Source organism: Mesorhizobium sp. WSM4816 (assembly GCF_055811535.1).
On sequence record NZ_JBVVQR010000003.1, the window covers coordinates 15,139 to 38,929 of the forward strand.

The window sequence follows — 23,791 nt, forward strand, 5'->3', positions numbered from 1 at the left end:
ATTCTTTTGCCAACAAGTGCTCCTTAAACGCCCATCCCAGCCAATAGCCACTCAGCGAGCCGTGATCAATGGTCCAAAAAGCATGGTTGACGGAGGCAAGCGGAACGGTACATCTTGAAAATGAGAAGTCTGTCCAGTGATGGTAATGGGTAAAAAATTCCAGCAGCGACGGGTCCAGCCACTTCGTGAGGCACCCCAAAGGTGATAGCGCAAGGCACGGCCCCCGCCCTGAAGCACACGGCGCAGAACGACGCTGCCGAAGCCATCCATGTCGAGAACCTGCATAAAAGATTCGGCGAACTGCATGTGCTGAAGGGTGTTTCGCTGTCGGCGCGCGACGGTGAGGTCATCGCCATCATCGGCGGCAGCGGCTCGGGCAAATCGACGCTGCTGCGCTGCATCAATTGCCTGGAGAACCCGACCAGCGGCATCGTTCGCGTCAATGGCGAAGAGATCCGGATGAAGGCCGACAGCCACGGCCACACCGTTCCCGCCGACCGCAAGCAGATCGAGCGCATCCGCTCCAAGCTCGGCATGGTCTTCCAGAATTTCAATCTGTGGAGCCACATGACGCTCATCGAGAACGTCATCGAGGTTCCGGTGCATGTTCTGGGCGTCAAGCGCGATGTGGCCATCGCCGATGCGGAAAAGCTGCTTGCCCGCGTCGGCCTGGCCGAAAAGCGCGATGTCTATCCGGCCTATCTGTCAGGCGGCCAGCAGCAGCGTGCGGCCATCGCCCGGGCGCTGGCCATCAATCCGCGCGTCATGCTGTTCGACGAGCCGACCTCGGCGCTCGACCCGGAACTGATCGGCGAGGTGCTGAAGGTGATCGGCGACCTGGCACGCGAAGGCCGCACCATGGTGCTGGTCACCCATGAGATGAAGTTCGCTCGCGAGGTCGCGACACATGTCGTCTATCTCTACAACGGACTGGTCGAGGAAGAAGGGCCGCCGGAGCAGATTTTTGGCGCGCCGAAATCCGAAAGGCTGAAGCAATTCATCCGCAACATCGGTTAAGCCGAGGCGGATGAAAACGGGAACAACAACAAACTGGGAGTATTGATATGAAGACGGTTCTGAAGACATTTGCCGCAGCGCTTCTGCTCGGCGTCGCCGCGATGAGCATGGCAAAGGCCGAGCCGGTCAAGATCGGCGTCGCTGCCGAACCCTATCCGCCGTTCACCTCGCCGGATGCTTCCGGCAAATGGGTTGGCTGGGAGATCGAATTCATCGACGCGGTCTGCGCCGAGCAGAAACTCGATTGCGTCATCACCCCCGTCGCCTGGGACGGAATCATCCCGGCGCTGACGACCAAGAAGATTGACGTCATCGCCAGTTCCATGTCGATCACCGACGAGCGCAAGAAGACGATCGACTTCTCCGACAAATATTACAACACCCCGACAGCTATCATCGGACCGAAGGACCAGAAGTTCGGCGCTACCCCGGAAGATCTCAAGGGCAAGATCATCGGCGTCCAGGTTTCGACCGTGCATGCCGACTACGTCAAGAAGCACTTCACCGAAGCCGCGGAAATCAAGGAATATCAGACCCAGGACGAAGCCAATCAGGATCTTGCCGCCGGCCGTGTCGATGCCGTGCAGGCCGATTCCATCGCGCTCGATGCCTTCCTGAAATCGGATCAGGGCAAGCAATGCTGCGATCTGAAGGGCACGGTCGCGCCGGATCTGGCGATCCTCGGGCCCGGCGTCGGCGCCGGTGTCCGCAAGGAGGACACCGAGTTGAAGGAGAAGATCAACGCCGGCATCAAGGCGATCCGCGCCAACGGCAAATATGACGAGATTTCGAAGAAATACTTCGATTTCGACATCTATGGCGCCGACCCACAGTCGAATTGACGGCGTGCATCCCCGAGCGAACAACCACGCGGCGCAGACAGCGCGCCGTGTGGCTTCGTCGAGCTCTACCTATGCAAGCTTTCCGCTGACGGCATCGCCCGTGGTTTTGGCGCCAGCAATTCGGGGGCGACGCTGATCGACGCATTTCTTCCGGCCTCTGTGGCCCGCATCATCGAACTGCTTTCGCCGACGCCACCCGGGTGGGGCGGAACGCTTCTGGTCGGACTGCTCCACTCGGTCGAGATCGCTGCCGGTGCGTTCGGTCTCGGCCTCGTCATCGGCATTTGCGGTGCGTATGGCAAGCTCTATGGCGGGCCTGTGGTGCGCGATCTGCTGGCAGTCTATACGACGATCGTCCGCGCCGTGCCGGAGCTGGTGCTGATCCTGCTGCTCTATTATGCCGGCACCGATTTGATCAACCAGTTGCTGACGGCAATGGGATATCAGCGCATCGATATCAGCGGGCTGGTGGCCGGCATTGCCGTGCTCGGCTTCGTCCAGGGCGCATATTCGACCGAGGTGATGCGCGGCGCGATCCTTGCCATCCCGCAGGGACAGATCGAAGCCGCGCGCGCCTATGGCATGTCTCCCGGCCTGCTGCTGCGACGCATCACGCTGCCGGCGATGCTGCCTTTCGCCATACCCGGCCTTGCCAATCTCTGGCTGATCGCCACCAAGGACACCGCCCTGCTGGCGGTCGTCGGCTTCTTCGAACTGACATTGGCCACCCGGCAAGCGGCGGGCGTGACCAAAGCCTATCTTACCTTCTTCCTCGCCGCGGGCGTGATCTATCTTCTGTTGACGCTGGTCTCCAATCTGATCATCGGCCGCATCGAGGTCTGGGCTCGGCGCGGCATGCCCTCGCTCAAGGAGGCGCGTTGATGGCTGTCGAAGCGACCATCGTCAACGTAGCCGCCCGCGCGTCGCTGTGGTTGCAGCCGCACCGCATCGTGCTGATTGTGACTGGACTGGGGCTGGTTTTCGCGGCCGCTTTTTTCATGCGCTGGGACTGGCTGCCGCAATATTACGAAATGGCGCTTGTCGGCCTCTGGCGCACGCTCTGGATCCTCGCCGTCACCTGCACACTGGGCTTCCTGCTCGCCGTGCCGCTCGGGCTGGCGCAGGCTGCCGGCCCGTTCTGGCTCGCGGCGCCTGCAAAGGCCTTCTGCACCGTCATCAGGGGAACGCCACTGCTGCTGCAGCTCTGGCTGCTCTACTATGGGCTCGGCTCGCTGTTTCCACAGTACCCATGGGTACGCGAGTCCTGGATGTGGCCGTATCTCAGGCAAGCATGGCCCTATGGCGTCCTGGCGCTGACCTTGTCCTTCGCCGGTTACGAGGGGGAAGTGATGCGGGGTGCCTTCGCCGGCGTGCCGAAAGGACAGTTGGAAGCGGCGCGCGCCTTCGGCATGAGCCGCTGGAAGATCCTGCGGCGGATCTGGCTGCCACAAGCCTTCTACCGGGCGCTGCCGACGCTGACCGGCGAAACCGTGCTGCAACTGAAATCGACGCCGCTGGTGGCGACCATCAGCGTGATCGACATATTCGCCGTCTCGTCAAAGGTGCGGCAGAGCACTTTCCTCACCTATGAACCCTTGCTGCTCCTGGCGTTGATCTATATGGCGATCACCGGCATCCTGGTCTTCGCCCTCGGCAAGATCGAGGCGCGGATCCCGAACAAGATTGGTTGATAGGGGAGTAGGGGAGTAGGGGAGTAGGGGAGTAGGGTCAGCCACTATTCACACATACACATTTCCATCCTATTCGCATCACGCTCACTATTCCCCTATTCCCCTATTCCCCTATTCCCTTACTCCCCTACTCCCCTAGGATCGCTACGATGCAACTCAGTCTCGACCAGGCGACAGGGCTGTGCCGGATGGCGGCGCTCGGCGCCGGCGCCAATGAGGAAGCGGCGCAGTCGCTTGCAGCCTCCGTGGTGGCGGCCGAGGCAGAAGGTCTGTCGACGGTCGGACTGTCGCATTTCATCGACTATCTCGAAGCGCTGGAGGCCGGCCGCATCGATGGCAAGGCCGAGCCGGTCATCACCAGGCCGGCTTTGGCGATCTATCTCTCCGACGCGCGCGGCGGTCTGGCGCATACCGGCTTCGACCGCACCATCGACGATCTCGCCAAGGCGGCGCGCCTGTTCGGCGTTGCCATCTTTTCGCAGAAGAACGCCTATACATGCGGCGCGCTCGGCTATTTCACAGGGCGGCTGGCCGCGCAGGGGCTGGTGTCCTTCGCCGCAACCAATGGACCGGCCGTGCTTGCCGGCTCCGGCTCGGTCAAGCCGGTCTATTGCACCAACCCGATGTCCTTCGCTGCGCCCGCCGCCGACGGTGCGCCGCTGGTGATCGACCAGTCGTCGAGCGCCACCGCCTTTGTCAACATCCGCAAGGCGGCTGACGACGGCAAGAGAATTCCAGAAGGCTGGGCACTGGACGCGAGCGGCAACCCGACCACCGATCCCGCCGCCGCCATGAAAGGCGCAATGCTTGCCTTCGGCGGCCAGCGTGGCGCCAACATCGCGCTGATGGTCGAAGTGCTGGCGGCGGGCCTGTCGGGCGCCAACTGGTCACTCGATGCGCCATGGTTCACCGACGGACCGGACAGTCCCGGAACCGGCCTCTTCGTTCTGGCCGTCGAGCCCAAGCTGCTCGATCCAAATTTCGAGAAGCGCATGAAAGATCAACTCGACCGGTTGCGCCGCCGCTACGGCGTGCATGTCCCCGGCCGTGCCCGGGCCGAAGCGGCGGAGAAGGCAGCGGCACGGGGCATAACGGCTCCGAAAGCCGTGGTGCAGCGCATCTCCGAATTCGCGGCCCGGTATTCTTCCTGAAGACGTCCACACCTTCGGATAGTTGATCGCGCGACAGCGGGCGTACTTGCCGTTACGCCCAGGCTGCCTCGTCGAACCACGTTTCGGAAACAGCGGAAACCCTCGCGTCGGCTGGGTTTTTCCGCGCTCTCCCGCATCTGACCAGTAACATGCATTTCCCGGTCAACTTTTGTTCATTTGACTTTGGCTGGGGTGGCGGCTGTTTGCGCGGAGCAGCAGAAGAGGAACCCCAATGGCCGCAAGCACCCACAATCCCAGCACCAATCTTGTCGTTCCGGCCCTTGGCAACCTCTATGCGGCGCTGAACACTACCTCTGAAACCATCCTGCGCGCCGTGGCCGGCATCTTTCTCACCATCCATGGCTCTGGCAAGATCATCGACCCGCTCGGCGCCGCCGAGATGGTCGAAGGCCTCGGCTTCTATCCTGGCGCGTTCTGGTCGGTGCTGCTGGCCTGCACCGAGTTCTTCGGCGGCATTTTCATCGCCATCGGTCTCTTGACCCGCCCGGCCGCCTTCGCCGGAATGTTCGTGCTCCTGGTCACCGTCTGGTTCCACTGGGTCACCCTGGGCGAGGGCTTTTCGGGTGCCGAAAAATCGCTGCTGTGGGCGACGATACTGTTCTTCTTCGTCATCCGCGGCGGCAACCGCCAATCGGTCGACGCGCGCATCGGCAGGGCGTTCTGAACCAGCCGACACCGCGGCAAACGGCGACAAAGGATCGCCCTTTGCCTTCGGCGCGAAACGGATTATGAACGGCTTCAGCCAAGCCCAGTAATCTGGAAAGCGCGCCGGAGCCAGCCATGACCGAAATCCTGCAGACCCCAAAGCTCGTCGTCGTGTTCGGCGGCTCCGGCTTTGTCGGCCGCCATGTGGTGCGGGCGCTGGCCCGGCGTGGCTATCGCATCAGGGTCGCCTGCCGCCGGCCCGATCTCGCCGGCCATCTGCAGCCGCTCGGCAATGTCGGCCAGATCCAGCCGGTGCAGGCCAATGTTCGCGTGCGCTGGTCGGTCGACCGCGCCGTGCAGGGCGCCGACCATGTCGTCAATTTGGTAGCCATCCTGCATGAGAGCGGCCGGCAGAAGTTCACGCCCGTCCACGAGTTCGGCGCACGCGCGGTCGCCGAAGCGGCGCGCGCCGTCGGCGCCGGGCTCACCCATATCTCGGCGCTGGGCACCGATCTGAACGCGCAATCCGAGTATGCGCGCACCAAGGCGCTCGGTGAAAAAGCGGTCCTGGAAACGATCGAGGATGCGGTCATCTTGCGGCCCTCGATCAATTTCGGCCCCGAGGACAGCTTCTTCAACCGCTTCGCCAGCATGGCGCGCTATTCGCCGGTCCTGCCTCTGATCGGCGGCGGGCGGACCAAATTCCAGCCGGTCTATGTCGGCGATGTCGCCGAAGCGGTGGCGCGCTCGGTCGACGGCAAAGTCCAGGGTGGCCGGATCTACGAGCTTGGCGGACCTCAGGTGCTCACCTTCAAGCAATGCATGCAGGAAATGCTTGCCATGATCGACCGCAAGCGGTTGCTGGTGTCGGTGCCGTGGTGGGTGGCGAACATGCAGGCATCGATCCTCGGGCTTTTGCCCAATCCGTTGCTGACCAAGGATCAGGTCCTGCAGTTGCGCGGGGACAACATCGTCTCGGAAGCGGCCATCAGGGAAAACCGGACGCTCGCCGGTCTCGATATCCAGCCACAGCCGATCGGCAGCATCCTGCCGAGCTATCTCTGGCGCTACCGGCCCGCCGGCCAGTTCCAGCGCAAGACGGCGGAATAGCCAATCAGGCGGCTCAAAGCCGCCGCGTGACCTGCATCGGCAGGCCGCCCTGCGGTTGCGTCGTCAGTTTCTGCACCGGCCACGGTTTGGTTTCGGCGGTGGTATCGAAGCGGAAGCGCGACAGCATGATCGCCAGAGCGATGATCGCCTCCTGCATGGCAGAGCTGGCGCCGATGCAGACGCGAGGACCGGCGCCGAACGGCAAATACTGAAAACGGTCGATCTTCTCGCGATTTCCCGGATGGAAACGTTCGGGCATGAAGGCGTCGGGCCTGTCCCACAGCTTGCGATGGCGGTGGACGACCCAGGGCATGACCAGCACCGCGGCACGCCTCGGTATGTAGAGGCCGTTCCAGGTTTCGGGCTCGATCGGCTCGCGGTTGATCAACGGCGCCGGCGGATAGAGCCTGAGCGCCTCGTCGAAGGCGGCACGGGTGAACGGCATGGCGTCGAACCACTTTGTCGGGTCGGGCTCGCGCGCCAGCACGGCGTCGATCTCGCGCTCGACCTTTTCGCGCTCCCAAGGCGCTTCGGCCAGGCAATAGAGCGTCCAGCCGAGCGCACGCGCCGTGGTCTCGTGACCGGCGCCGATGAAGGTGATGATGTTGTCCTCGACCTCGGCGCGCGTCAGCCCGTCCGGTCCCTCCGCCTTGAGCAAAAGCGTGAGGAAATCTTGCGGCACCTTGTCCGGATCGTGCTTGACCCGCTCTTCGCGCATCTTGACGGTGTCGGTGACGATCTTGCGGAAGTAGGCCATGGTTTTGCGGCCGCGGATGCGGGTCAGGCGCGGCAGCCAGTCTGGCGCCCGCAACAGGTCGAGCGGATCGACGCGGCCCATGGTTTCGAACAGCCGGTCGATCTCCTTGGCGAAGCTGCCCGGCTCACCCGATATCTCACCGGAAAACAGCGTCTCGGCCAGGATGTCGAAGGTAAGCAGCGTCATGTCGTGGGCGATGTCCGACGTGCCGCCGCCCTCGTAGCGGGTGACGAACTCCCGCGTACGCCTCAGCATCGGCTCGGCAAAACCGAAGATGTGGCGCGGCGTGAACACCGGCGCCATCGCCTTGCGTGAACGCCTCCAGACCTCACCCTCGGCGGTCAGCAGGCCATCGCGCAGGATCGGCCGCAGGATCATCTGGCGCACCGTCGCCATCTTGTAGTTTTTGGCATTGTCGACCAGCACGTGGCGAATGAGGCCGGGATCGTTGGCGATGACCAGCGGCCCGCCGATGCCGGTCACCGAAATCCAAGGCTGGTTGTAGGTCGGCTCGCCCCACAGTTCGAGCGGATTGCGATAGACGATGCGGATCATCTCCAGCGTCGAAGGCGGCGACGTGCGCGGCTTCGGCGCCGGCGGGACAAAGGGGGCGGGCTGACTGTCCATGGCGTGCTCCGCTGGTGAACTCAATGTAGTGGCTGGCAAGCCAAGCGTCCATGTTGCTGAACGGCAAGGGCGAAGCGCCCGCTCTCCGGAAATGTCACCGGGGCACAGGAGAGTAGATGATCGTCGGGAACAGGTCGGCCCGCTTTTGTGCGGCCGCTCTGTTCGCAAAACCGGTTCCACTTTTGGGTCCGATGCCGTGGCCCGCCAGGCGTGCTCTTCTTCCATTCGGAAATGCTTGCAAACCTTGGAAAAACCGCCTTTTGCACCTATATCTGGGCCATCAAGGACGCGCGATTCGGAGCCGATTTTTGCGCTGGATGTGCGGCATCAATCAGACAGGTTTTCATGAGCGATCAGATCGACAACGCCAACGGCGCTGAGGCCGAGTACGGCGCCGATTCCATCAAGGTTTTGAAGGGCTTGGACGCCGTCCGCAAGCGGCCCGGCATGTATATCGGCGATACCGACGACGGCTCGGGCCTGCATCACATGGTCTATGAGGTCGTGGACAACGCTATCGACGAGGCGCTGGCCGGCCATGCCGACCTCGTCACGGTGACGCTGAATCCCGACGGTTCGGTGACGGTCATCGACAATGGCCGCGGCATTCCGACCGATATCCACACCGGCGAAGGCATTTCGGCGGCCGAAGTGATCATGACGCAGCTGCATGCCGGCGGCAAGTTCGACCAGAACTCCTACAAGGTGTCCGGTGGCCTCCACGGCGTCGGCGTCTCGGTTGTCAACGCGCTGTCGGCCTGGCTGAAGCTGAAAATCCGCCGCAACGGCCAGATCTACGAGATGAGCTTCTCGCATGGCAATGCCGACGGACCGCTGAGGGTCACCGGCAGCTATGAGCAGCGCAAGGTTGCCGGCACCTATGAGGGGCGCAGCGGCAGCGAGATCACCTTCTTTCCGTCGACCGAGACCTTCACCATGGTCGAGTTCGACTTCGGCACGCTGGAGCACCGGCTGCGCGAACTCGCCTTCCTGAATTCCGGCGTGCGCATCATTTTGACCGATGCCCGTCATGCCGACGTCGTGCGCCATGAGCTGCATTATGATGGCGGGCTCGAGGAGTTCGTCAGATATCTCGACCGCGTCAAGAAGCCGCTGATCGACAAGCCGATTGCTATCAGGGCCGAGCGCGACGGTATCACCGTCGAAGTCGCCATGTGGTGGAACGACAGCTACCACGAGAACGTGCTGGCCTTCACCAACAACATTCCGCAGCGCGACGGCGGAACGCATCTTGCCGGTTTCCGCGGCGCGCTGACGCGCCAGATTACCGGCTATGGCGAATCCACGGGCCTCACCAAAAAGGAGAAGGTGGCGCTGATCGGCGACGATTGCCGCGAAGGACTGACGGCCGTGCTGTCGGTCAAGGTTCCCGACCCGAAATTCTCCTCGCAGACCAAGGACAAGCTGGTCTCGTCCGAAGTCCGTCCGGTGGTGGAAGGGCTCGTCAACGAGGCGCTCGGCACCTGGCTCGAAGAGCACCCGACCGAGGGCAAGGTTGTCATCGAGAAGGTCATCCAGGCGGCAGCGGCGCGCGAAGCCGCGCGCAAGGCGCGCGACATCACCCGCAAGAGCTCGCTCGGCGTCACTTCGCTGCCCGGCAAGCTGGCCGACTGCCAGGAACGTGACCCGGCGAAGTCCGAAATCTTCATCGTCGAGGGCGACAGCGCCGGCGGCTCGGCCAAGGGCGGCCGTTCGCGCCAGAACCAGGCCATTCTTCCGCTGCGCGGCAAGATCCTCAACGTCGAGCGGGCCCGGTTCGACCGTATGCTCGGCTCCGACATGATCGGCACGCTGATCACGGCGCTCGGCACCTCGATCGGCAAGGACGAGTTCAACGCAGACAAATTGCGCTACCACAAGATCATCCTGATGACCGACGCCGACGTCGACGGCGCCCACATCCGCACCTTGCTGCTGACCTTCTTCTTCCGGCAGATGCCGGAGCTGATCGAGCGCGGGCATCTCTACATCGCCCAGCCGCCGCTCTACAAAGTGACGCGCGGCAAGAGCTCGCAATACATCAAGGACGAAAGCGCCTTCGAGGAATTCCTGATCGGCTCAGGACTGGAAGAGGCGTCGCTTGCGCTCAGCACCGGCGAGGTGCGGGCCGGGCAGGACCTGCGCAGCGCCATCGACGATGCGCTGGCAGTGCGCCAGCTCATCAACGGGCTGCACACCCGCTATAACAGAGGCGTGGTCGAGCAGGCGGCGATCGCCGGCGCGCTCAATCCGGATGTCTTCGTCGATCTCGGCCGGGCCAACGCGATGGCCGAGCGTGTCGCCCGGCGCCTCGACATCATCGCCGAGGACACCGAACGCGGCTGGACCGGCCGCATGTCGACCTCAAACGAAGGGGTCGGCGGTTATGTGTTCGAGCGCACGGTGCGCAGCGTCAAGGAGTTCGCGCATCTCGATCTGGCGCTGATCAATTCGGCCGACGCCCGCCAACTCGACCGCTATGCGCCGCGCCTAGCAGAAGTCTATGGCGAGCCGCCGGTGCTGCGCCGCAAGGATGTGTCCGAAACCATCTCGGGACCGCTGGCGCTGCTCAATGCCGTGTTTGCCACCGGCCGCAAGGGCCTGACCATGCAGCGCTACAAGGGCCTCGGCGAAATGAATGCCGAGCAGCTCTGGGAGACCACGCTCGACCCGAATGTGCGCTCGCTTTTACAAGTCAAGGTCAATGACGCCACCGATGCGGACAGTCTGTTCTCGCGGCTGATGGGCGACGAAGTCGAGCCCAGGCGCGAGTTCATCCAGGAAAACGCGCTGTCGGTCGCCAACCTGGATATTTAGAGCCCAAGCAGCTGCTCAGCTTCGGACACTTAAGGTATTGGTAGGCCCAGGCCCACCAACGATCCCTGCTGCGTCGCAACAAAGGATCATGAGGGCCGGTCGGAACGGAAGAGCATCCAAGGCATTGTAATCGATCACAATCGCCGCAGGAGGCACTCATGGGACGTGGCATTTTGCTCTGGCTTCTCGGAGTCCCGATTCCGATCATTATTCTCATCATGCTTTTCGCACGTTAGGGGGCTGACATGCAGTCAACCCTAACGGCTGTCGACGTTTCCGCACCGACGGAATCCTCTTCTACCGCTGTCAGCTGGGGGCCAATCGTGGCCGGCGCCTTTGCTGCCTCGACGCTAACATTGATCCTGATGCTGCTCGGCTCCGGGCTCGGGCTGACGATGGTTTCGCCGTGGTCCGGCTTGAGCACCTCAGTCACAACTTTCGCGGCCTCCACGGCTGCGTGGCTGATCATCGTGCAGTGGCTGTCGTCGGCCGTAGGCGGTTATCTTGCCGGGCGCCTACGCACCAAATGGGTCGGCGTCCACACCGATGAGGTCTTTTTCCGCGATACCGCACACGGCTTCCTCGCCTGGGCGCTTGCAACGTTGCTCGTCGCCGGTGTGCTCGGCTCGGCGCTCTCCGCAGCTGTCGGAACCGGCGTCCACGCCGCTTCGACAGTCGCGTCGGGCGCGGCAATGGGCGCTTCGGCAGGTGCTACCGCAAACGCCGGAGACGCCGCGACCGACAACGCAACGTCGTACTTCGTCGATGCGTTGTTCCGCCCGGCCGATGCGGCCAGGCTTGCTGCCGCCAACCCGGAGAGCGATGCGGCGGCGACGGCGCAGGCCTCGCGCATTTTGATCGCGAGCGCAGCAGCAGGCGAAGTGTCAGCCGACGACAAGACCTATCTGTCGCAGTTGGTAGCCGCCCGCACCGGGCTGTCGGAACCCGATGCCAGGGCCCGTGTCGATGCCGTGCTTGCCAGGGTCGAAGAGGCGAAGGTCCAGGCCCAGCAGGCTGCCGATACCGCCAGGAAAGCCGGTGCCACCTTCGCGCTGCTTGGCGCTCTGTCCCTGGTCGTCGGCGCTTTCATCGCAAGCGCCGCAGCAGCACTTGGGGGCAGGCAGCGCGACGACGAGGAGGCGGTCTTCCTGACCGACCGTTGATCGGTGCTTGAGGGGTTCTATCGACGCCGAGACTTTCCCCGGCATCGACCGGTTGTTTTAACGACGTCATCGCCATGAACTGCGCGCTGATTCGCCCAAACGAGCGTGGCCCTATCTTCCGGCAGAAGTCGTCGGTGCCGGCTGGCTTGGCTCCAGTTTGCGGCCGAGATCGACGCCGTCACGCAGCACGTCGATATGCGAGCGCCGCGGGGTGCCGGCGGCAGGCTGCTGGTCCTCCACACCGAATCCAGGATTTTTTGCCCAGGTGCGGGTGGCACACCGCGTACCGTTACTGACTTTGGGTTCAACCTATTCAGGTTGGGCTGAGCGTCCCCCGATACGCCACGACCAGGCCGATCAGCGGCATCGAAATTTCCACATCGAAGCAGAATTGCCCGTCCCGTTCCGTTTCGAAGCTCGAGCCTTTGGGAAGGAGGAAGCCGGGCATTGGAATACCCAGCAGCGACCATCGTCTCGGAACCAGGGTCAGACGATCGCCGTCCACCACCAGAGCCAACGCGAAGGACGCGATCCCAAACCGTTCCATCAGAAGATGCTGGTCCCTCCCAGTGCCGGCCGACTGAATCGAAGAAAAACACTTGCCGTCGAAACTTCGCATCCAGTGTTCAGAGCCGTTCTCGGGCGAAAATGTCACCGTGACCGGCACCCGTGGCGCAGCTTTCGGGAAGCCGACAAGCGCCGCCACGAACGCGGCCGCCGGGCGGGGACCGCGTCGTACCTCGGCGAAGCCCGTCCATTGGCGGGTGGCGGTGCTGCCATGCAACTCCTGAAGGCGCGGAGCAAGTGAGGAGAAGGCGGATCCGAGAATCCCGCAGTACAGGGGCGCAACATTCTCGTGTCCCCGAAACCCGGTGAATATCTTCCGGCTTTGGAACAGCGCCTCATAGTCGGCAAGCTCAAGGGCGCGGACCCCGGACCGTGCTCCGGCCTCCGGACGAGTGCCCGTCAGCAATTTACGGATGATCGCTTCGATGGCCATCGATGGGATGTATGGCCCGTCATCCCCTTCGGCCAAAAGATGCCAGCTCCGTTCGGCGTCCTGCCCATCCGTGGTGCCGTACGCGCTGACGAACATACCGCCGCGATGCTCGCCAAAACGCATTCGGTTGAGCACCGCGTAGAAGAGACGCGAGAAAGGTTCCAGCGACGAGAGCCTGAACCTCGCGCGCGCCTTCGCCAGGAGGTTGAGTGTCCGGTGCAAGAATTCCGGGACTGGCCCGGCTCCCATCCAGATATCGGTCATTGAGGGATGCTCGGGCGGGATGACCTGCAAGTCCGGCACGTCCACCAGCGAGAAACGGATGTTCCGGAGCGGCAGCCGGCCCGGCACCGCGATGGTGAAGCGCATGCTTTCAGCCAGAGCGATGCCATGCGATTGCACCCCATGTCGTCGCAGCTTCACCGGAGCGCCGGCATAGCCCACCACCGCACGCATGATGCCGTTCCAACATTATGGGACCAATCGCTATCGTGTGATTTCGGCCTGCATCGACGCTGGCATCGACTATCTCGACTTTGCCGACGCCGCCGACTTTGTGTTCGGCGTGCCTCAGTTCGACGCGCAAGCAAAGGACGCAGGCATATTCATTCTATCGGGCATCAGCAGCTTTCCTGTGCTGACCGCCGCCGTCCTGCGCGAGATGGCGAAGACGATGGACATCGTCTCTGTGAAAGGCGGCAGGCGCCCGCCGAAAACGCCGGATCCGCCCAGGATCAGGATGTTCATGCGTGCTGCGCTCTCTTGGCTCACAGAAGTCTGTCTCCATGTTCCGGCGGTATTGGCATGCTCCGGCGCGCCAATCCGCTTTATGCTTCGGGTCGTTCCAGTTTTCGGCCGAGATCGACGGCGTCACGCAGCACGCCGATATGAGAGCGCGGCGGCGTGCCGGCGGCTGCCGCGACCTCGACGCCGGTCGCCTTCAGCGGCGACCAGTAGAGCCTGTGCGTGAAGATGCGGCCAAGCGAACTGCGCAGCTCGATCTGAATGTTCTCCACGCCGGGGCCGAAATTCTCCGCCATCGGTCCTGAGATCGGGTCGCCGGTCAGCCACCCATTGCCCCTGTCGAAGATGTTGGTCCAGCGCGTCGCGGCAAACACCGCACCGTGATGCACCGCCCGCTGCGGCTTGCCCGAACGGCTGCGCCCTTCCTGGTAGAGGACGGTTCCACCGGCCGCCGTGTCGGCGATTGGCGGACATGCCGAGAACAGCCGCTCAGCGATGCCGCGCCTGAATTCGGCGAGATTGTAGGTCACCAGAAATTCGCTGGGTCAGCGGACTGCCGAGCGTGACGAAATCGCTGATCTTCCAAGGCAATGGATGATCGGCGTCGCTGGCGCAGAGGTTGCGGTAGAGTTCCCATTGGGCGCGCCGGAATCCGGAAAAATCGTCCAAGCTGTCCGGCCACGCAGAACCATCTGACTTGAGCGTCGACTTGTCGACGGCGCGGATCGCTTTCAGTCTCGCCTTGTCGCGGGCGGCTTCCAGCTTTCGTGGCCTGAAATCGGCCCACAATATCTGCAGCAGATCGTAGGCGATAATCGATCCCAGGCTGTGCGAGACCAGAACGATGCGGTCGTAGCCGTCGTCCAGCATGAGGCGCCTCAACAGCGACAAACCACGGTCGCGGACAAGCGCGCGCTTCTCGACTGTTGCCGCTTCAGCCCGTACATAGGCGGCCACATCACCGAAATAAGGAAGACCGAACCGGTCCACCGACCAGACGACGAACGAGGCCAGGATCGTGACGAGCATGCCCGTGGTCCAGTAAATATGCCCTCGCAAGGTCGAGGTTGCGAGCACGAATGCCGCGCCCAGGACTGCTATGACGGCCAGAAGGGTGACGACATAGAGCCCGCGGGCGTCGCGCGGAATGTCGGCGGGCTTGCGCCAGAGCAGATTCGTCACCCAGGCGGCAAGCCGGCTCCGCGTCGTGCCTTGCGTGATGTCGGCCCAGTAAAGCTCGTAGAAATCAGTGCGGCGGCCATCGACATCATAAGGGGTGGTGATCCGGCGAAGTTCGTGCGAGTTCGTCCGGCTGTCAGGCGTGATCCAGCTCTGGTTGATCTTCTCGCCGCCTGGGTTGGCCGGATCCGCGACTTGGGCATAAAACGGCGCGCGGGCGGGATCATGGCTCCAAACAGCCTGAACAAATTCCCTCAGCGTGCCCATCGGTCGCTGTTCGCCCATGCCATGCACGATGACCACGGCCTGGCTGAGCTTGCGCGGCGCCTTTCCGGGGGCCGGCAGGCTGGCCTTCGCGGGCGAGCCGGACTTGGTCGGCGAAGCGACAGGCTGGGGGCCAGACACCGGTGCCTCCGTTGGTGACAAATCTGTCCATCGGAACAGAACTTGCCCATCGTAGTGCTGAATCCGAAGCAAGTGCAAAAAGCGTCGCAGATATCTGTCGCAAATCGCCGACTTTGCGGGAGGGTTTTGCGACAGGAATTTGTTGAAGAGTTCAACGCTGGCGATTTTGTCGCGAAACTTAGGACTGTGACTTCCGGCGCCGTTTGTCGCGCCGCCATGAAGCATCGGCAAGCCGCCGTTGCCGACAGCCGCCTGATCCGCTACTCCGTCCTCCCGGGCAGCACGTCGTTCAATCCCGCAAGTCAGGCATAGCGCCTGCTTCACAGCCAGTACGAAAGAGAACGCATATGCCTCATAACCCCACCTCCGCCAGCCACGCGGCTTCAAGCGCGCCGCGCATCCGCGACTGGTCGCTGTCCTGGCAGATCGGGGCGGTCGTCCTGGGAACCGTATTTCTGGCGCTGGCGTCTTACATCGACGTGCCTATGGTTCCGGTGCCCGTGACCATGCAGACCTTTGCGGTCACCCTGATCGGTGCGGTCTACGGCTGGAGACTCGGCGCGGCCACGATCGTTGCATGGTTGGTCGAAGGCGCGATCGGGTTGCCGGTTTTATCTGGGGGCGCTGCCGGTGCGCATCACTTTGTCGGCCCGACCGCCGGATACCTCTTTGCCTTCCCCGTGGTCGCGCGCTCACGGGATGGCTGGCGGAGCGCGGCTGGAACGGCAACCGCCCCTGGCTGGCGTTCGTCTCCATGCTCCTGGGCAACGCGCTTTGCCTCGTGCTGGGCGCGGCATGGCTTTCCGTCGCCATTGGCATCGAACAGGCAATTGTCCACGGCGTCGCGCCGTTCCTGATCGGCGGGGCGCTCAAGTCGGCATTGGCCGCGGTGACGCTCAAGCTCATGACCCGCGCGCAAAAATGACCGTTCGGCTGCGGCCGCACCATCTCCTTTGCCTGCTGACTTACGCAGGCAAGGGTTACAGCGCTGCGTTCGTCGCCAATTTCGACGCGATCGCGGCTCGGCTCTCCGCAGGCGAACACATGCTGATCGTCTCCGGGCCTGACGATATTTGCGCGCCCCTGCTCGGTGAGGCGGAGCCGCACTGCCTTCGCGACAGCGTGACGGAGCGCGACCGTCAGGCGGCGGCCAGTGTTGGTACGCTTCTGGGGTACTCGATTGCCGAGGACATGGAACTTCAGCTCCATCCCTCGGTTCTGCGAACTATGCGCGATGCGTTCTCTTCGGGCCGTACCCGGGGTGCTTGCGGCGGGTGCGAGTGGTTTGACCTTTGCAGTTCAATCGCCGCGTCAGACTATGGAACGGTGGCGCTCCGGTGAAAGGCAACGCTCGCAGTGGGACGATTGTCGGGGTCGCCAACCCGGATCAATGATCCATGGCCTTGACGATCTCTTCGGTCATCTTCTTGGCGTCGCCCAAGAGCATCATGGTGCCGTCCTTGTAGAACAGCGTGTTGTCGATGCCGGCATAGCCGGAGCCGAGCGAGCGCTTGACGAACAGACAGGTGCGAGCCTTGTCGACGTCGAGGATCGGCATGCCGTAGATCGGCGACGACTTGTCGTCGCGGGCGGACGGGTTCGTGACGTCATTGGCGCCGATGACATAGGCGACGTCGGCCTGCGCGAATTCGGAGTTGATGTCCTCGAGCTCGAACACTTCGTCGTAAGGCACGTTGGCTTCGGCCAGGAGCACGTTCATGTGGCCGGGCATGCGGCCGGCGACCGGGTGAATGGCGTACTTCACGTCGACGCCATTGGCCTTGAGCTTGTCGGCCATCTCGCGCAGCGCATGCTGCGCCTGGGCGACCGCCATGCCGTAGCCAGGCACGATGACAACCTTCTGCGCGTTCATCATCAGATAGGCGGCATCGTCGGCGGAGCCCTGCTTGACCGTGCGCTCGATGCCGTCGTCGGCAGTGGCGGAAGTCTCGCCGCCGAAGCCGCCGAGGATGACCGAGATGAACGACCGGTTCATGCCCTTGCACATGATGTAGGACAGGATCGCGCCGGACGAGCCGACCAGCGCGCCGGTGATGATCAGCGCCAGATTGCCCAGTGTGAAGCCGAGTGCCGCAGCCGCCCAGCCCGAATAGGAATTCAGCATCGAGACGACCACCGGCATGTCGGCGCCGCCGATCGGGATGATGAGCAGGACGCCAAGGACAAGCGACGCCGCCACGATCAGCCAGAACACCAGCTTGGACTCGGTGGTGACGAGCAGCACGATCAGCACGATCAGCCCGATGCCGAGGGCGGCGTTGATGAAATGGCGGCCACCGATCATGATCGGCTTGCCCGACATGCGGCCGTCGAGTTTTAGGAAGGCGATGACCGAGCCGGTGAAGGTGATGGCGCCGATGGCGACGCCGATGCTCATCTCGATCAGCGCCTGGGCGTGGATGTCGGCGACCGTGCCGATGTCAAAACTTTCCGGAGCATAGACGGCGGCAGCCGCCACCATGACGGCGGCAAGGCCAACCAGCGAATGGAAGGCGGCGACCAGCTGCGGCATCGAGGTCATGGCGATGCGCCGTGCAGTGACCGCGCCGACCGAGCCGCCGATCAAAAGACCGAGCACGATGAGGCCGAAGCCTCCCGCCGAAGGGGTCGCCAGCGCCAGCGTGGTGGCAATGGCGATGCCCATGCCGATCATGCCGTACATGTTGCCCTGGCGGCTCGTGGTCGGATGCGACAGGCCGCGCAATGCCAGGATGAACAGAATGCCGGAGACCAGATAGAGGAAGGAGGCGAAGTTGGCGTTCATGGCGCTCTACTTGTCCTTCTTCTTGTACATCGCCAGCATGCGCTGGGTGACGAGAAAGCCGCCGAAGATGTTGACCGAGACCAGCATCAGCGCGACGAAACCGAAGCCGGTGGCGATGCCGGACGCCGAGATGCCGACGGCAAGCAGCGCGCCGACGACGATGACTGAGGAAATGGCGTTGGTGACGGCCATCAGCGGCGTGTGCAGCGCCGGCGTCACCGACCAGACGACGTAATAGCCGACGAAGATCGCCAGCACGAAAATGGCGAAGCGGAAGACGAACGGATCGATCGCCCCGCCGGACAGCGCGTGCGCGGCGTCGCCCGCCGCATCTGTGCCGCCTGGAGCTGTGGCCAGATCCTGCACCGCGAGACGGACGGCGGCGGTCGCCTGGTCGAGTTGGTCGAGGGCTTTCTGCAAGGTCTGGTCCATCACGCGATCCCTTTCGACTTATTGGCGGGCGATTTGGGTGCGGCAGCTTTCCTGGATGCGGCAGTTTTCTTTGGCAGGGCTGGATTTTTTGCAGCGGCGGGCTTCGCAGGCTCGGCCGAGGCGATCATCACCGCCGGCTTGCCGGCGAAGGCCGGATGCACGACTTGGCCGCCATCGGTCAGCATCGTCGCCTTGGCCAATTCGTCGTCGCGGTTGATGGCAAGCGTCTTGGTGGTCTTGTCGACCAGCGTCTCGAGGAACGCAAAGAGGTTCCTTGCGTAGAGCAGCGAGGCGGAGGCAGCGACGCGGCCCGGCACGTTGGGATGGCCGACGATTTTCACGCCGTTGGCCGTGGTCACCACCTGCCCGGGCACGGCACCCTCGACATTGCCGCCGCGCTCGACCGCCAGGTCGACGATCACCGAGCCCGGCTTCATCGAGGCGACCATCGCGGCCGAAACGAGCTTCGGCGCCGGACGGCCGGGAATCAGCGCCGTGGTGATGACGATGTCCTGCTTGGCGATGTGCTCGGCAGTCAGCGCGGCTTGCTTGGCCTGGTATTCCCTGGACATTTCCTTGGCGTAGCCGCCAGCCGTCTCGGCCGCCTTGAACTCCTCGTCCTCGACCGCCAGGAACTTTGCGCCGAGCGAGGCGACCTGTTCCTTGGCGGCGGGACGCACGTCGGTGGCGGTGACCACGGCACCGAGACGACGCGCAGTAGCGATCGCCTGCAGGCCGGCGACGCCGACGCCCATGACGAAAGCTTTCGCCGCCGGCACCGTGCCCGCCGCCGTCATCATCATCGGCAGCGCCCGGTCATATTCGGCAGCCGCATCGATCACCGCCTGGTAGCCGGCGAGGTTGGCCTGACTGGACAGGACGTCCATTGATTGGGCGCGCGTGATGCGCGGCATGAACTCCATCGAGAAGGCGGTGACGCCGGCCCTTGCCAGTGCATCGACGGCAGCATCGTTGCCATAGGGATCCATGATGGCGATGACGGCACTGCCCGGGCGATAGGCCTTCAGCTCCGCCCCTTCAGGCCGGCGCACCTTCAGCACCACATCAGCCTTGGCGACATCGCTGGCCTTACCGATCACAGCGCCGGCCTTGGCGAACTCCTCGTCGGGAATGCGCGATGCCGTGCCGGCGCCGCTTTCGACGATGACGTCAAACCCCAGCCCCGCCAGCCGCTTCACCGTGTCGGGCGAGGCAGCAACGCGTGGCTCGTTCGCATCGAGCTCACGAGGGATGAAAACCGTCTGTCCCACCGCATGATCCTTTCGGCTGGAACCTGTCTGCGCAGGACGCCGACCGAACTTCCGGCGATGTCGCGGGCAAGGGGATTTTGAAGAATTTACCGGAGAATGAAAGCGCCGACGGCGAGGATCAGAACGAACAGGACAAAGCCCGAGAAGAAGCCGCCCGCAAAGAAACCGAAAGCCATTGCCAGAAGCACGGCGGCGCAAAACAGCGACCCGTATTTGGCGAGCATGATAAAGCCGGCATAGGTGCGGTCGTGCTCGGCATAGTCCATCTTCGCGCCTAGTTCGACAGGACCGGTCGGCGAGTGATCAGCCATAGGAATACCCCTTCGAAGACATCTTTCAGGCACATAGCGAAAAGCCAGGCCGAGGGCAATGGCGCTATTGCCGCATCGCTGGAGACAACAGCCTCAAAAGAAAATTGGAGCCGCCAGATGCAGGATTTCGTTTCGGAGGCGCTCGCGGCTGCCGCCCTCGCGCTTGCTTTCCGGCTACCGCGCCTGCCGACATTTTTCAGCCGGCGAGTTGCGGAAACAGCCCAAGCAGGCCGACGACGATCAGGTAGAGCGCGACGATGTAGTTGAGGAGTCGCGGCATCACCAGGATCAGCACGCCGGCAATCAGCGAGATCAACGGAGTGAGCGCGAGCGTGGGAATGGTCATGTCGGGTTCCTCTCTATAGAATTTCCGCCGAAGCGACGCAGATTGACGTCGCCCACGCACCACCGGCGCGCCTCCCAGAAACCAGAAGCGGCCTGAAAGTTCCAGCCGCGCTTTAAATTTGCCAATTGTCAGGCGGCTTCGCGGTAGTATTTGGCGGTCGGCAGAATGGTCAGCGGCGCGAGTTCACCGGCACCAGGTGTCTCAAACAGCATGCGCTGTTCCATCGGCGTCGACCGGAAGAATGGGAACCGGGAGAAAGACCGTTCGCGAATGGCGCTGACGTCGGCTCGGTAGAGCACGACCTTGTAATTCAAGCCCGGATAATTGCGTAACTCGCCAATTTGCTCGGAACAGTAAATGCGACGATAGAAGCCTGCATGTTCCGGGCGGATGGTGGAGAGACAATAAGGCGCGTCGAAGTAGAAGCATGCCATGCCAGCGAGGCGCAGCGTCAGATACGGAATTTGCGGATAGACCCGCGACCAGTCCGGATCGGCGGCAAAGCGGCTGGGATCGGCAAAATGCAGACCAGACGCCAGCATGGGGCGCAATATGTCGCCATAAACCGTCGTGGAAGGCGACTGCGGCGTGGCGCTGCAGGCATGGTGAATACGCAGCGTACTGACCAGAACGCCGTCGATATAGATTCCGAACTTGGAGCAATTGGCCGCTTCGTCGAGCTCGTCATGCACAATATGGTCGGGATTCTCCGGGACCATATCGCTCAGACGGTAAGATTTGTAGCGCAACCTGTAAATGTCTTCGAGATCTTCGCCCTTGTCGCAGCGGCGATATTCCGTCCGCTCGAGCATCGCCGAGACGTTCCTGGCAAAGCCGGACATATCGTCAGACGCATTAGTCCCGTCCGCACCCGCCGCCTGGCGAGGCGAAGTCAACTCGACAATCATCAACTCGTTCCCCGCAACTGCCGCCGCGATCAACACTACGATAGGGCCGTATGATGTAAAGATGAAAACAAGATAGAAATCATTTACCGGCTATTAAGGTTAATAATCGGCAGAATTATACTGAAGTACCAGGTCTTCCGGCGAATTCAGCGATGCGTCGCCTCGCTGGCCGTCTTGATGTCCTTGGCGAAGGGCCAGACCGTACTCGCCATCGTTTCGATGCCGGATGCGCTGAGCGCCGAGCCGAACAGGAATCCCTGAACCAGGTCCGGCTTGACCTGCAAGGCCAGGATCTTGAGCTGCTCGAAAGTCTCGACGCCCTCGACAGTCACCGAAAGCCCCAGCGGCCGTGACAGATTGACGATGCCCTTGAGCAGTTCGAGCGAACGGCTGTTCTGGGTGACGTCCATCAGGAATGAACGGTCGATCTTGATCTTGTCGAGCGGCAGTTTGTGGAGATAGCTCAGGCTCGAATAGCCGGTGCCGAAATCGTCGAGCGCGATGCGCACGCCAAGCCGCTTCAATTCCTCGATATACTGACGCGTCAGCGACTTGTCGTCGAGCAGCGCCGTCTCGGTGACCTCGATCTCCAGACGGCCGGCGGCGAGGCCGGAGCTGGCGAGCGCATCGCGAACCTTTTGCACAACGTCGCGGTTGCGAAAGTCCTTGGCCGAGAGATTGACCGAGACACTGGTCCGTGCTGGCCATTTGGCGCATTCGATGCACGCTGCATGCAGGACGAAGGTGCTGATCTCGGAGATGATGCCCATTTCCTCCGCCAGCGGAATGAAGATGCTGGGCGAGATCGGTCCGAGATCGGGGTGGTCCCAACGGCACAGCGCCTCGCAGCTGGCTATGCGCATCGTGCTCATCGCCACGATCGGCTGGTAAACCACCCGCAACCCCTTGCTTTCCACCGCAGTGCGCAGATCCGCCTTCATCAGCTGACGGCTGCGGAAAGCGGCATCCATCGATGCCTCGAACAGCCGCCAGGTGTTCTTGCCGAGTTCCTTGGCCTTGTAGAGCGCCAGGTCCGCCTTGACGATCATGGCGTCGACATCGGTATCCCTGACCCGCGACAGCACCGCGCCACCGCTGGCCTGGATACGCAGTCCGTGGCCGGCGACGTCGACCTCGCCCTGCAGTTCAATGAAAATCCCGTCGATTTGGCTGGTCAGGTGGCTCTCGTCCTCAACGCGGTCGAAGAAGGCCATGAACTCGTCGCCGCCGAAACGGCTGATGGTGACGCCTGGTCCGGCGATCGCTGCCAGCCGCTCCGCGACGGCGTAGATCAATCCGTCGCCGACCGGGTGGCCAAGCGTGTCGTTGACGCTCTTGAAGTCGTCGAGGTCGAGCACGGCGAGCCCGCAGAGACGCTCGAGGTCACCGGATGCCATGGCCTCTCCGATCAGCTCGTGGAAATAGGCGCGGTTGGGCAGGCCGGTGAGGCTGTCGTAGCGCGCCATGAAGCGGATCTTGCCTTCTGCCTCGACGCGGGCCGTCACATCCTCGAAGGTGATGACGCCCAGTTCCTGGCTGCCCTCACGCGCCGAGAACTCATAGTGCTGCCCGTTCGCGAGCGAGACGAGAACCTTGCGGTCGCGGCCCTCGCGCAGGGCGCGCGTAAGCTGGGCTTCGATGTAGCGGCAGTCCTTCGGCGCCAGCATGCCGCCGGCAACGCCGCGCATCAGCAGGCCGTGGATCGATCGCCCGAGCAGCGCGTCGGGCGACTTGAGCGACATCAGATGCGCGGCTTCGGCGTTGGCCACCACCACCCGGCCGTCAGGGCCGAGCATGACAAGCCCGTGCGACATGGTGTTCAGCGCCCGATTGAAGCGCTGGGCGAGACGGTTCGCCTTCTTCTCTTCGGACAAAGCGGCGAAAAGCACCTCCCTGACCACATCGGCGAAGCGTTTGATCGCGAATAGGAAGGGAGCCGACATCAGACCGAGGATCACATGGTAGACATCGCCACGCAGGATAAAGCCCAGCGAGATCGACCACGTCATGGTCATGATGAAGATCATGACCATCCTCGGGGAGCCGTAATTGCGGCCGGCGATCGCCGTGGCGGACGCCAGCGTAACGCAGACAGCGGCGATTTCGGCATAGTTGTCATGCGCCAAGTAGATGCCGGCGAAACAGAAGGCGCCCAGCATTAAACCATGCATGGAGCCATAGAAAATGTAATCATTTTCGCGGCGGCGCGCCTCCTCCCAATTCCTGGGTGACGGGGCGTGGCGGTATTTTCTGATGTTACGCAGGCGCAGAAATGCGACGATCAGAAATCCGGCGACCACCGCAATATAGATCGGATCCCTGGTCTTCCAGTAGACCAGCGCGACCAGCAGGGTTTGGGCAAAGAATCCAATCGAAAGCGTCAGGCTGTCGCGGAACAGAGTTTCCACGAACGGAATGTAGACGTCGACCGGGATCTCGTTTTTTCTTTTCAGATTCACGCCTGAGTCCCACCCTGGGGAGGCAAGCTGTGTCACATCAGCCTTAAGAAAGATTTAGAGAGGCGGTTCCGGGCCTCACCATCAGGTCGGCTAACGCCAGGGAAGCTACC

22 protein-coding genes and 1 pseudogene are annotated in these 23,791 nt (G+C 62.8%); 11 read left to right on the forward strand and 12 right to left on the reverse strand.

Annotation, left to right across the window (positions count from 1 at the left end; all coding sequences use genetic code 11):
* Positions 1 to 204 precede the first annotated feature (204 nt).
* The 7 genes from AC0L3H_RS04320 to AC0L3H_RS04350 all read left to right on the forward strand — a co-directional run bounded on the left by AC0L3H_RS04320 (position 205) and on the right by AC0L3H_RS04350 (position 6,477).
* On the forward strand, positions 205 to 1,017 hold the full coding sequence (locus tag AC0L3H_RS04320) for an ABC transporter ATP-binding protein (RefSeq protein WP_473495454.1): 813 nt from the start codon (positions 205 to 207) through the stop codon (positions 1,015 to 1,017).
* Positions 1,018 to 1,064: 47 nt separating this feature from the next.
* On the forward strand, positions 1,065 to 1,859 hold the full coding sequence (locus AC0L3H_RS04325) for a transporter substrate-binding domain-containing protein (protein ID WP_128168366.1): 795 nt from the start codon (positions 1,065 to 1,067) through the stop codon (positions 1,857 to 1,859).
* 159 nt (positions 1,860 to 2,018) lie between these two features.
* Complete coding sequence (locus tag AC0L3H_RS04330) at positions 2,019 to 2,741, forward strand: ABC transporter permease (RefSeq protein WP_208602491.1); 723 nt, start codon at positions 2,019 to 2,021, stop codon at positions 2,739 to 2,741.
* The gene (locus AC0L3H_RS04335) at positions 2,741 to 3,550 is read left to right on the forward strand and encodes an ABC transporter permease (RefSeq protein ID WP_473495433.1); all 810 of its coding nucleotides are present in this window, start codon (positions 2,741 to 2,743) and stop codon (positions 3,548 to 3,550) included. The genes AC0L3H_RS04330 and AC0L3H_RS04335 overlap by 1 nt, the downstream gene beginning before the upstream one ends.
* A 149-nt stretch (positions 3,551 to 3,699) precedes the next feature.
* Complete coding sequence (locus AC0L3H_RS04340) at positions 3,700 to 4,701, forward strand: Ldh family oxidoreductase (protein WP_473495400.1); 1,002 nt, start codon at positions 3,700 to 3,702, stop codon at positions 4,699 to 4,701.
* 232 nt (positions 4,702 to 4,933) lie between these two features.
* On the forward strand, positions 4,934 to 5,386 hold the full coding sequence (locus AC0L3H_RS04345) for a DoxX family protein (RefSeq protein WP_473584631.1): 453 nt from the start codon (positions 4,934 to 4,936) through the stop codon (positions 5,384 to 5,386).
* 116 nt (positions 5,387 to 5,502) lie between these two features.
* On the forward strand, positions 5,503 to 6,477 hold the full coding sequence (locus AC0L3H_RS04350; RefSeq protein WP_473584632.1) for a complex I NDUFA9 subunit family protein: 975 nt from the start codon (positions 5,503 to 5,505) through the stop codon (positions 6,475 to 6,477).
* A gap of 13 nt (positions 6,478 to 6,490) precedes the next feature.
* Here AC0L3H_RS04350 and AC0L3H_RS04355 read toward each other — a convergent pair whose 3' ends face one another.
* Positions 6,491 to 7,861, reverse strand: a complete 1,371-nt coding sequence (locus tag AC0L3H_RS04355; protein ID WP_473584633.1) for a cytochrome P450 — start codon at positions 7,859 to 7,861, stop codon at positions 6,491 to 6,493.
* A gap of 345 nt (positions 7,862 to 8,206) precedes the next feature.
* Between AC0L3H_RS04355 and gyrB the strand changes: the two genes are divergently transcribed.
* A complete protein-coding gene (gyrB, locus tag AC0L3H_RS04360; RefSeq protein WP_473495397.1) occupies positions 8,207 to 10,678 on the forward strand; it encodes a DNA topoisomerase (ATP-hydrolyzing) subunit B in 2,472 nt (823 codons plus the stop codon).
* Positions 10,679 to 10,923: 245 nt separating this feature from the next.
* On the forward strand, positions 10,924 to 11,841 hold the full coding sequence (locus tag AC0L3H_RS04365) for a hypothetical protein (RefSeq protein WP_091592732.1): 918 nt from the start codon (positions 10,924 to 10,926) through the stop codon (positions 11,839 to 11,841).
* Between the two features lie 313 nt (positions 11,842 to 12,154).
* Here AC0L3H_RS04365 and AC0L3H_RS04370 read toward each other — a convergent pair whose 3' ends face one another.
* The 4 genes from AC0L3H_RS04370 to AC0L3H_RS04385 form a co-directional block, all read right to left on the reverse strand.
* Positions 12,155 to 13,297, reverse strand: a complete 1,143-nt coding sequence (locus tag AC0L3H_RS04370) for a DUF4166 domain-containing protein (RefSeq protein WP_473584634.1) — start codon at positions 13,295 to 13,297, stop codon at positions 12,155 to 12,157.
* A gap of 114 nt (positions 13,298 to 13,411) precedes the next feature.
* The gene (locus tag AC0L3H_RS04375) at positions 13,412 to 13,612 is read right to left on the reverse strand and encodes a hypothetical protein (protein ID WP_473584635.1); all 201 of its coding nucleotides are present in this window, start codon (positions 13,610 to 13,612) and stop codon (positions 13,412 to 13,414) included.
* Between the two features lie 56 nt (positions 13,613 to 13,668).
* A complete protein-coding gene (locus AC0L3H_RS04380; RefSeq protein ID WP_473584636.1) occupies positions 13,669 to 14,115 on the reverse strand; it encodes a hypothetical protein in 447 nt (148 codons plus the stop codon).
* Positions 14,075 to 15,169, reverse strand: coding sequence for a hypothetical protein (locus AC0L3H_RS04385; protein ID WP_473584637.1), 1,095 nt, complete (start codon positions 15,167 to 15,169; stop codon positions 14,075 to 14,077). The genes AC0L3H_RS04380 and AC0L3H_RS04385 overlap by 41 nt, the downstream gene beginning before the upstream one ends.
* A gap of 347 nt (positions 15,170 to 15,516) precedes the next feature.
* Between AC0L3H_RS04385 and AC0L3H_RS04390 the strand changes: the two are divergent.
* Positions 15,517 to 16,094, forward strand: a pseudogene (locus tag AC0L3H_RS04390) (biotin transporter BioY).
* Positions 16,091 to 16,510, forward strand: a complete 420-nt coding sequence (locus AC0L3H_RS04395; protein ID WP_473495392.1) for a DUF1284 domain-containing protein — start codon at positions 16,091 to 16,093, stop codon at positions 16,508 to 16,510. The pseudogene AC0L3H_RS04390 and the gene AC0L3H_RS04395 overlap by 4 nt, the downstream one beginning before the upstream one ends.
* Before the next feature lie 46 nt (positions 16,511 to 16,556).
* On the opposite strand, the gene AC0L3H_RS04400 is transcribed toward AC0L3H_RS04395, so the two are convergent.
* The 7 genes from AC0L3H_RS04400 to AC0L3H_RS04430 form a co-directional block, all read right to left on the reverse strand.
* Positions 16,557 to 17,954, reverse strand: coding sequence for an NAD(P)(+) transhydrogenase (Re/Si-specific) subunit beta (locus AC0L3H_RS04400; protein ID WP_473495391.1), 1,398 nt, complete (start codon positions 17,952 to 17,954; stop codon positions 16,557 to 16,559).
* A gap of 6 nt (positions 17,955 to 17,960) precedes the next feature.
* Positions 17,961 to 18,386 (reverse strand): NAD(P) transhydrogenase subunit alpha part 2, encoded by a 426-nt coding sequence (locus AC0L3H_RS04405; protein WP_029347614.1) that lies wholly within the window; start codon positions 18,384 to 18,386, stop codon positions 17,961 to 17,963.
* A complete protein-coding gene (locus AC0L3H_RS04410; RefSeq protein ID WP_473584638.1) occupies positions 18,386 to 19,657 on the reverse strand; it encodes a Re/Si-specific NAD(P)(+) transhydrogenase subunit alpha in 1,272 nt (423 codons plus the stop codon). Before AC0L3H_RS04410 ends, AC0L3H_RS04405 begins: the two co-directional genes overlap by 1 nt.
* An 86-nt stretch (positions 19,658 to 19,743) precedes the next feature.
* Complete coding sequence (locus tag AC0L3H_RS04415; RefSeq protein ID WP_023796798.1) at positions 19,744 to 19,968, reverse strand: aa3-type cytochrome c oxidase subunit IV; 225 nt, start codon at positions 19,966 to 19,968, stop codon at positions 19,744 to 19,746.
* 196 nt (positions 19,969 to 20,164) lie between these two features.
* Positions 20,165 to 20,314, reverse strand: a complete 150-nt coding sequence (locus AC0L3H_RS04420; RefSeq protein ID WP_023796799.1) for a DUF3096 domain-containing protein — start codon at positions 20,312 to 20,314, stop codon at positions 20,165 to 20,167.
* 128 nt (positions 20,315 to 20,442) lie between these two features.
* Complete coding sequence (locus AC0L3H_RS04425; protein WP_473584639.1) at positions 20,443 to 21,222, reverse strand: N-acyl amino acid synthase FeeM domain-containing protein; 780 nt, start codon at positions 21,220 to 21,222, stop codon at positions 20,443 to 20,445.
* A 146-nt stretch (positions 21,223 to 21,368) separates the two neighbouring features.
* Positions 21,369 to 23,681, reverse strand: a complete 2,313-nt coding sequence (locus AC0L3H_RS04430) for a putative bifunctional diguanylate cyclase/phosphodiesterase (protein ID WP_473495388.1) — start codon at positions 23,679 to 23,681, stop codon at positions 21,369 to 21,371.
* Positions 23,682 to 23,791: the final 110 nt, after the last annotated feature.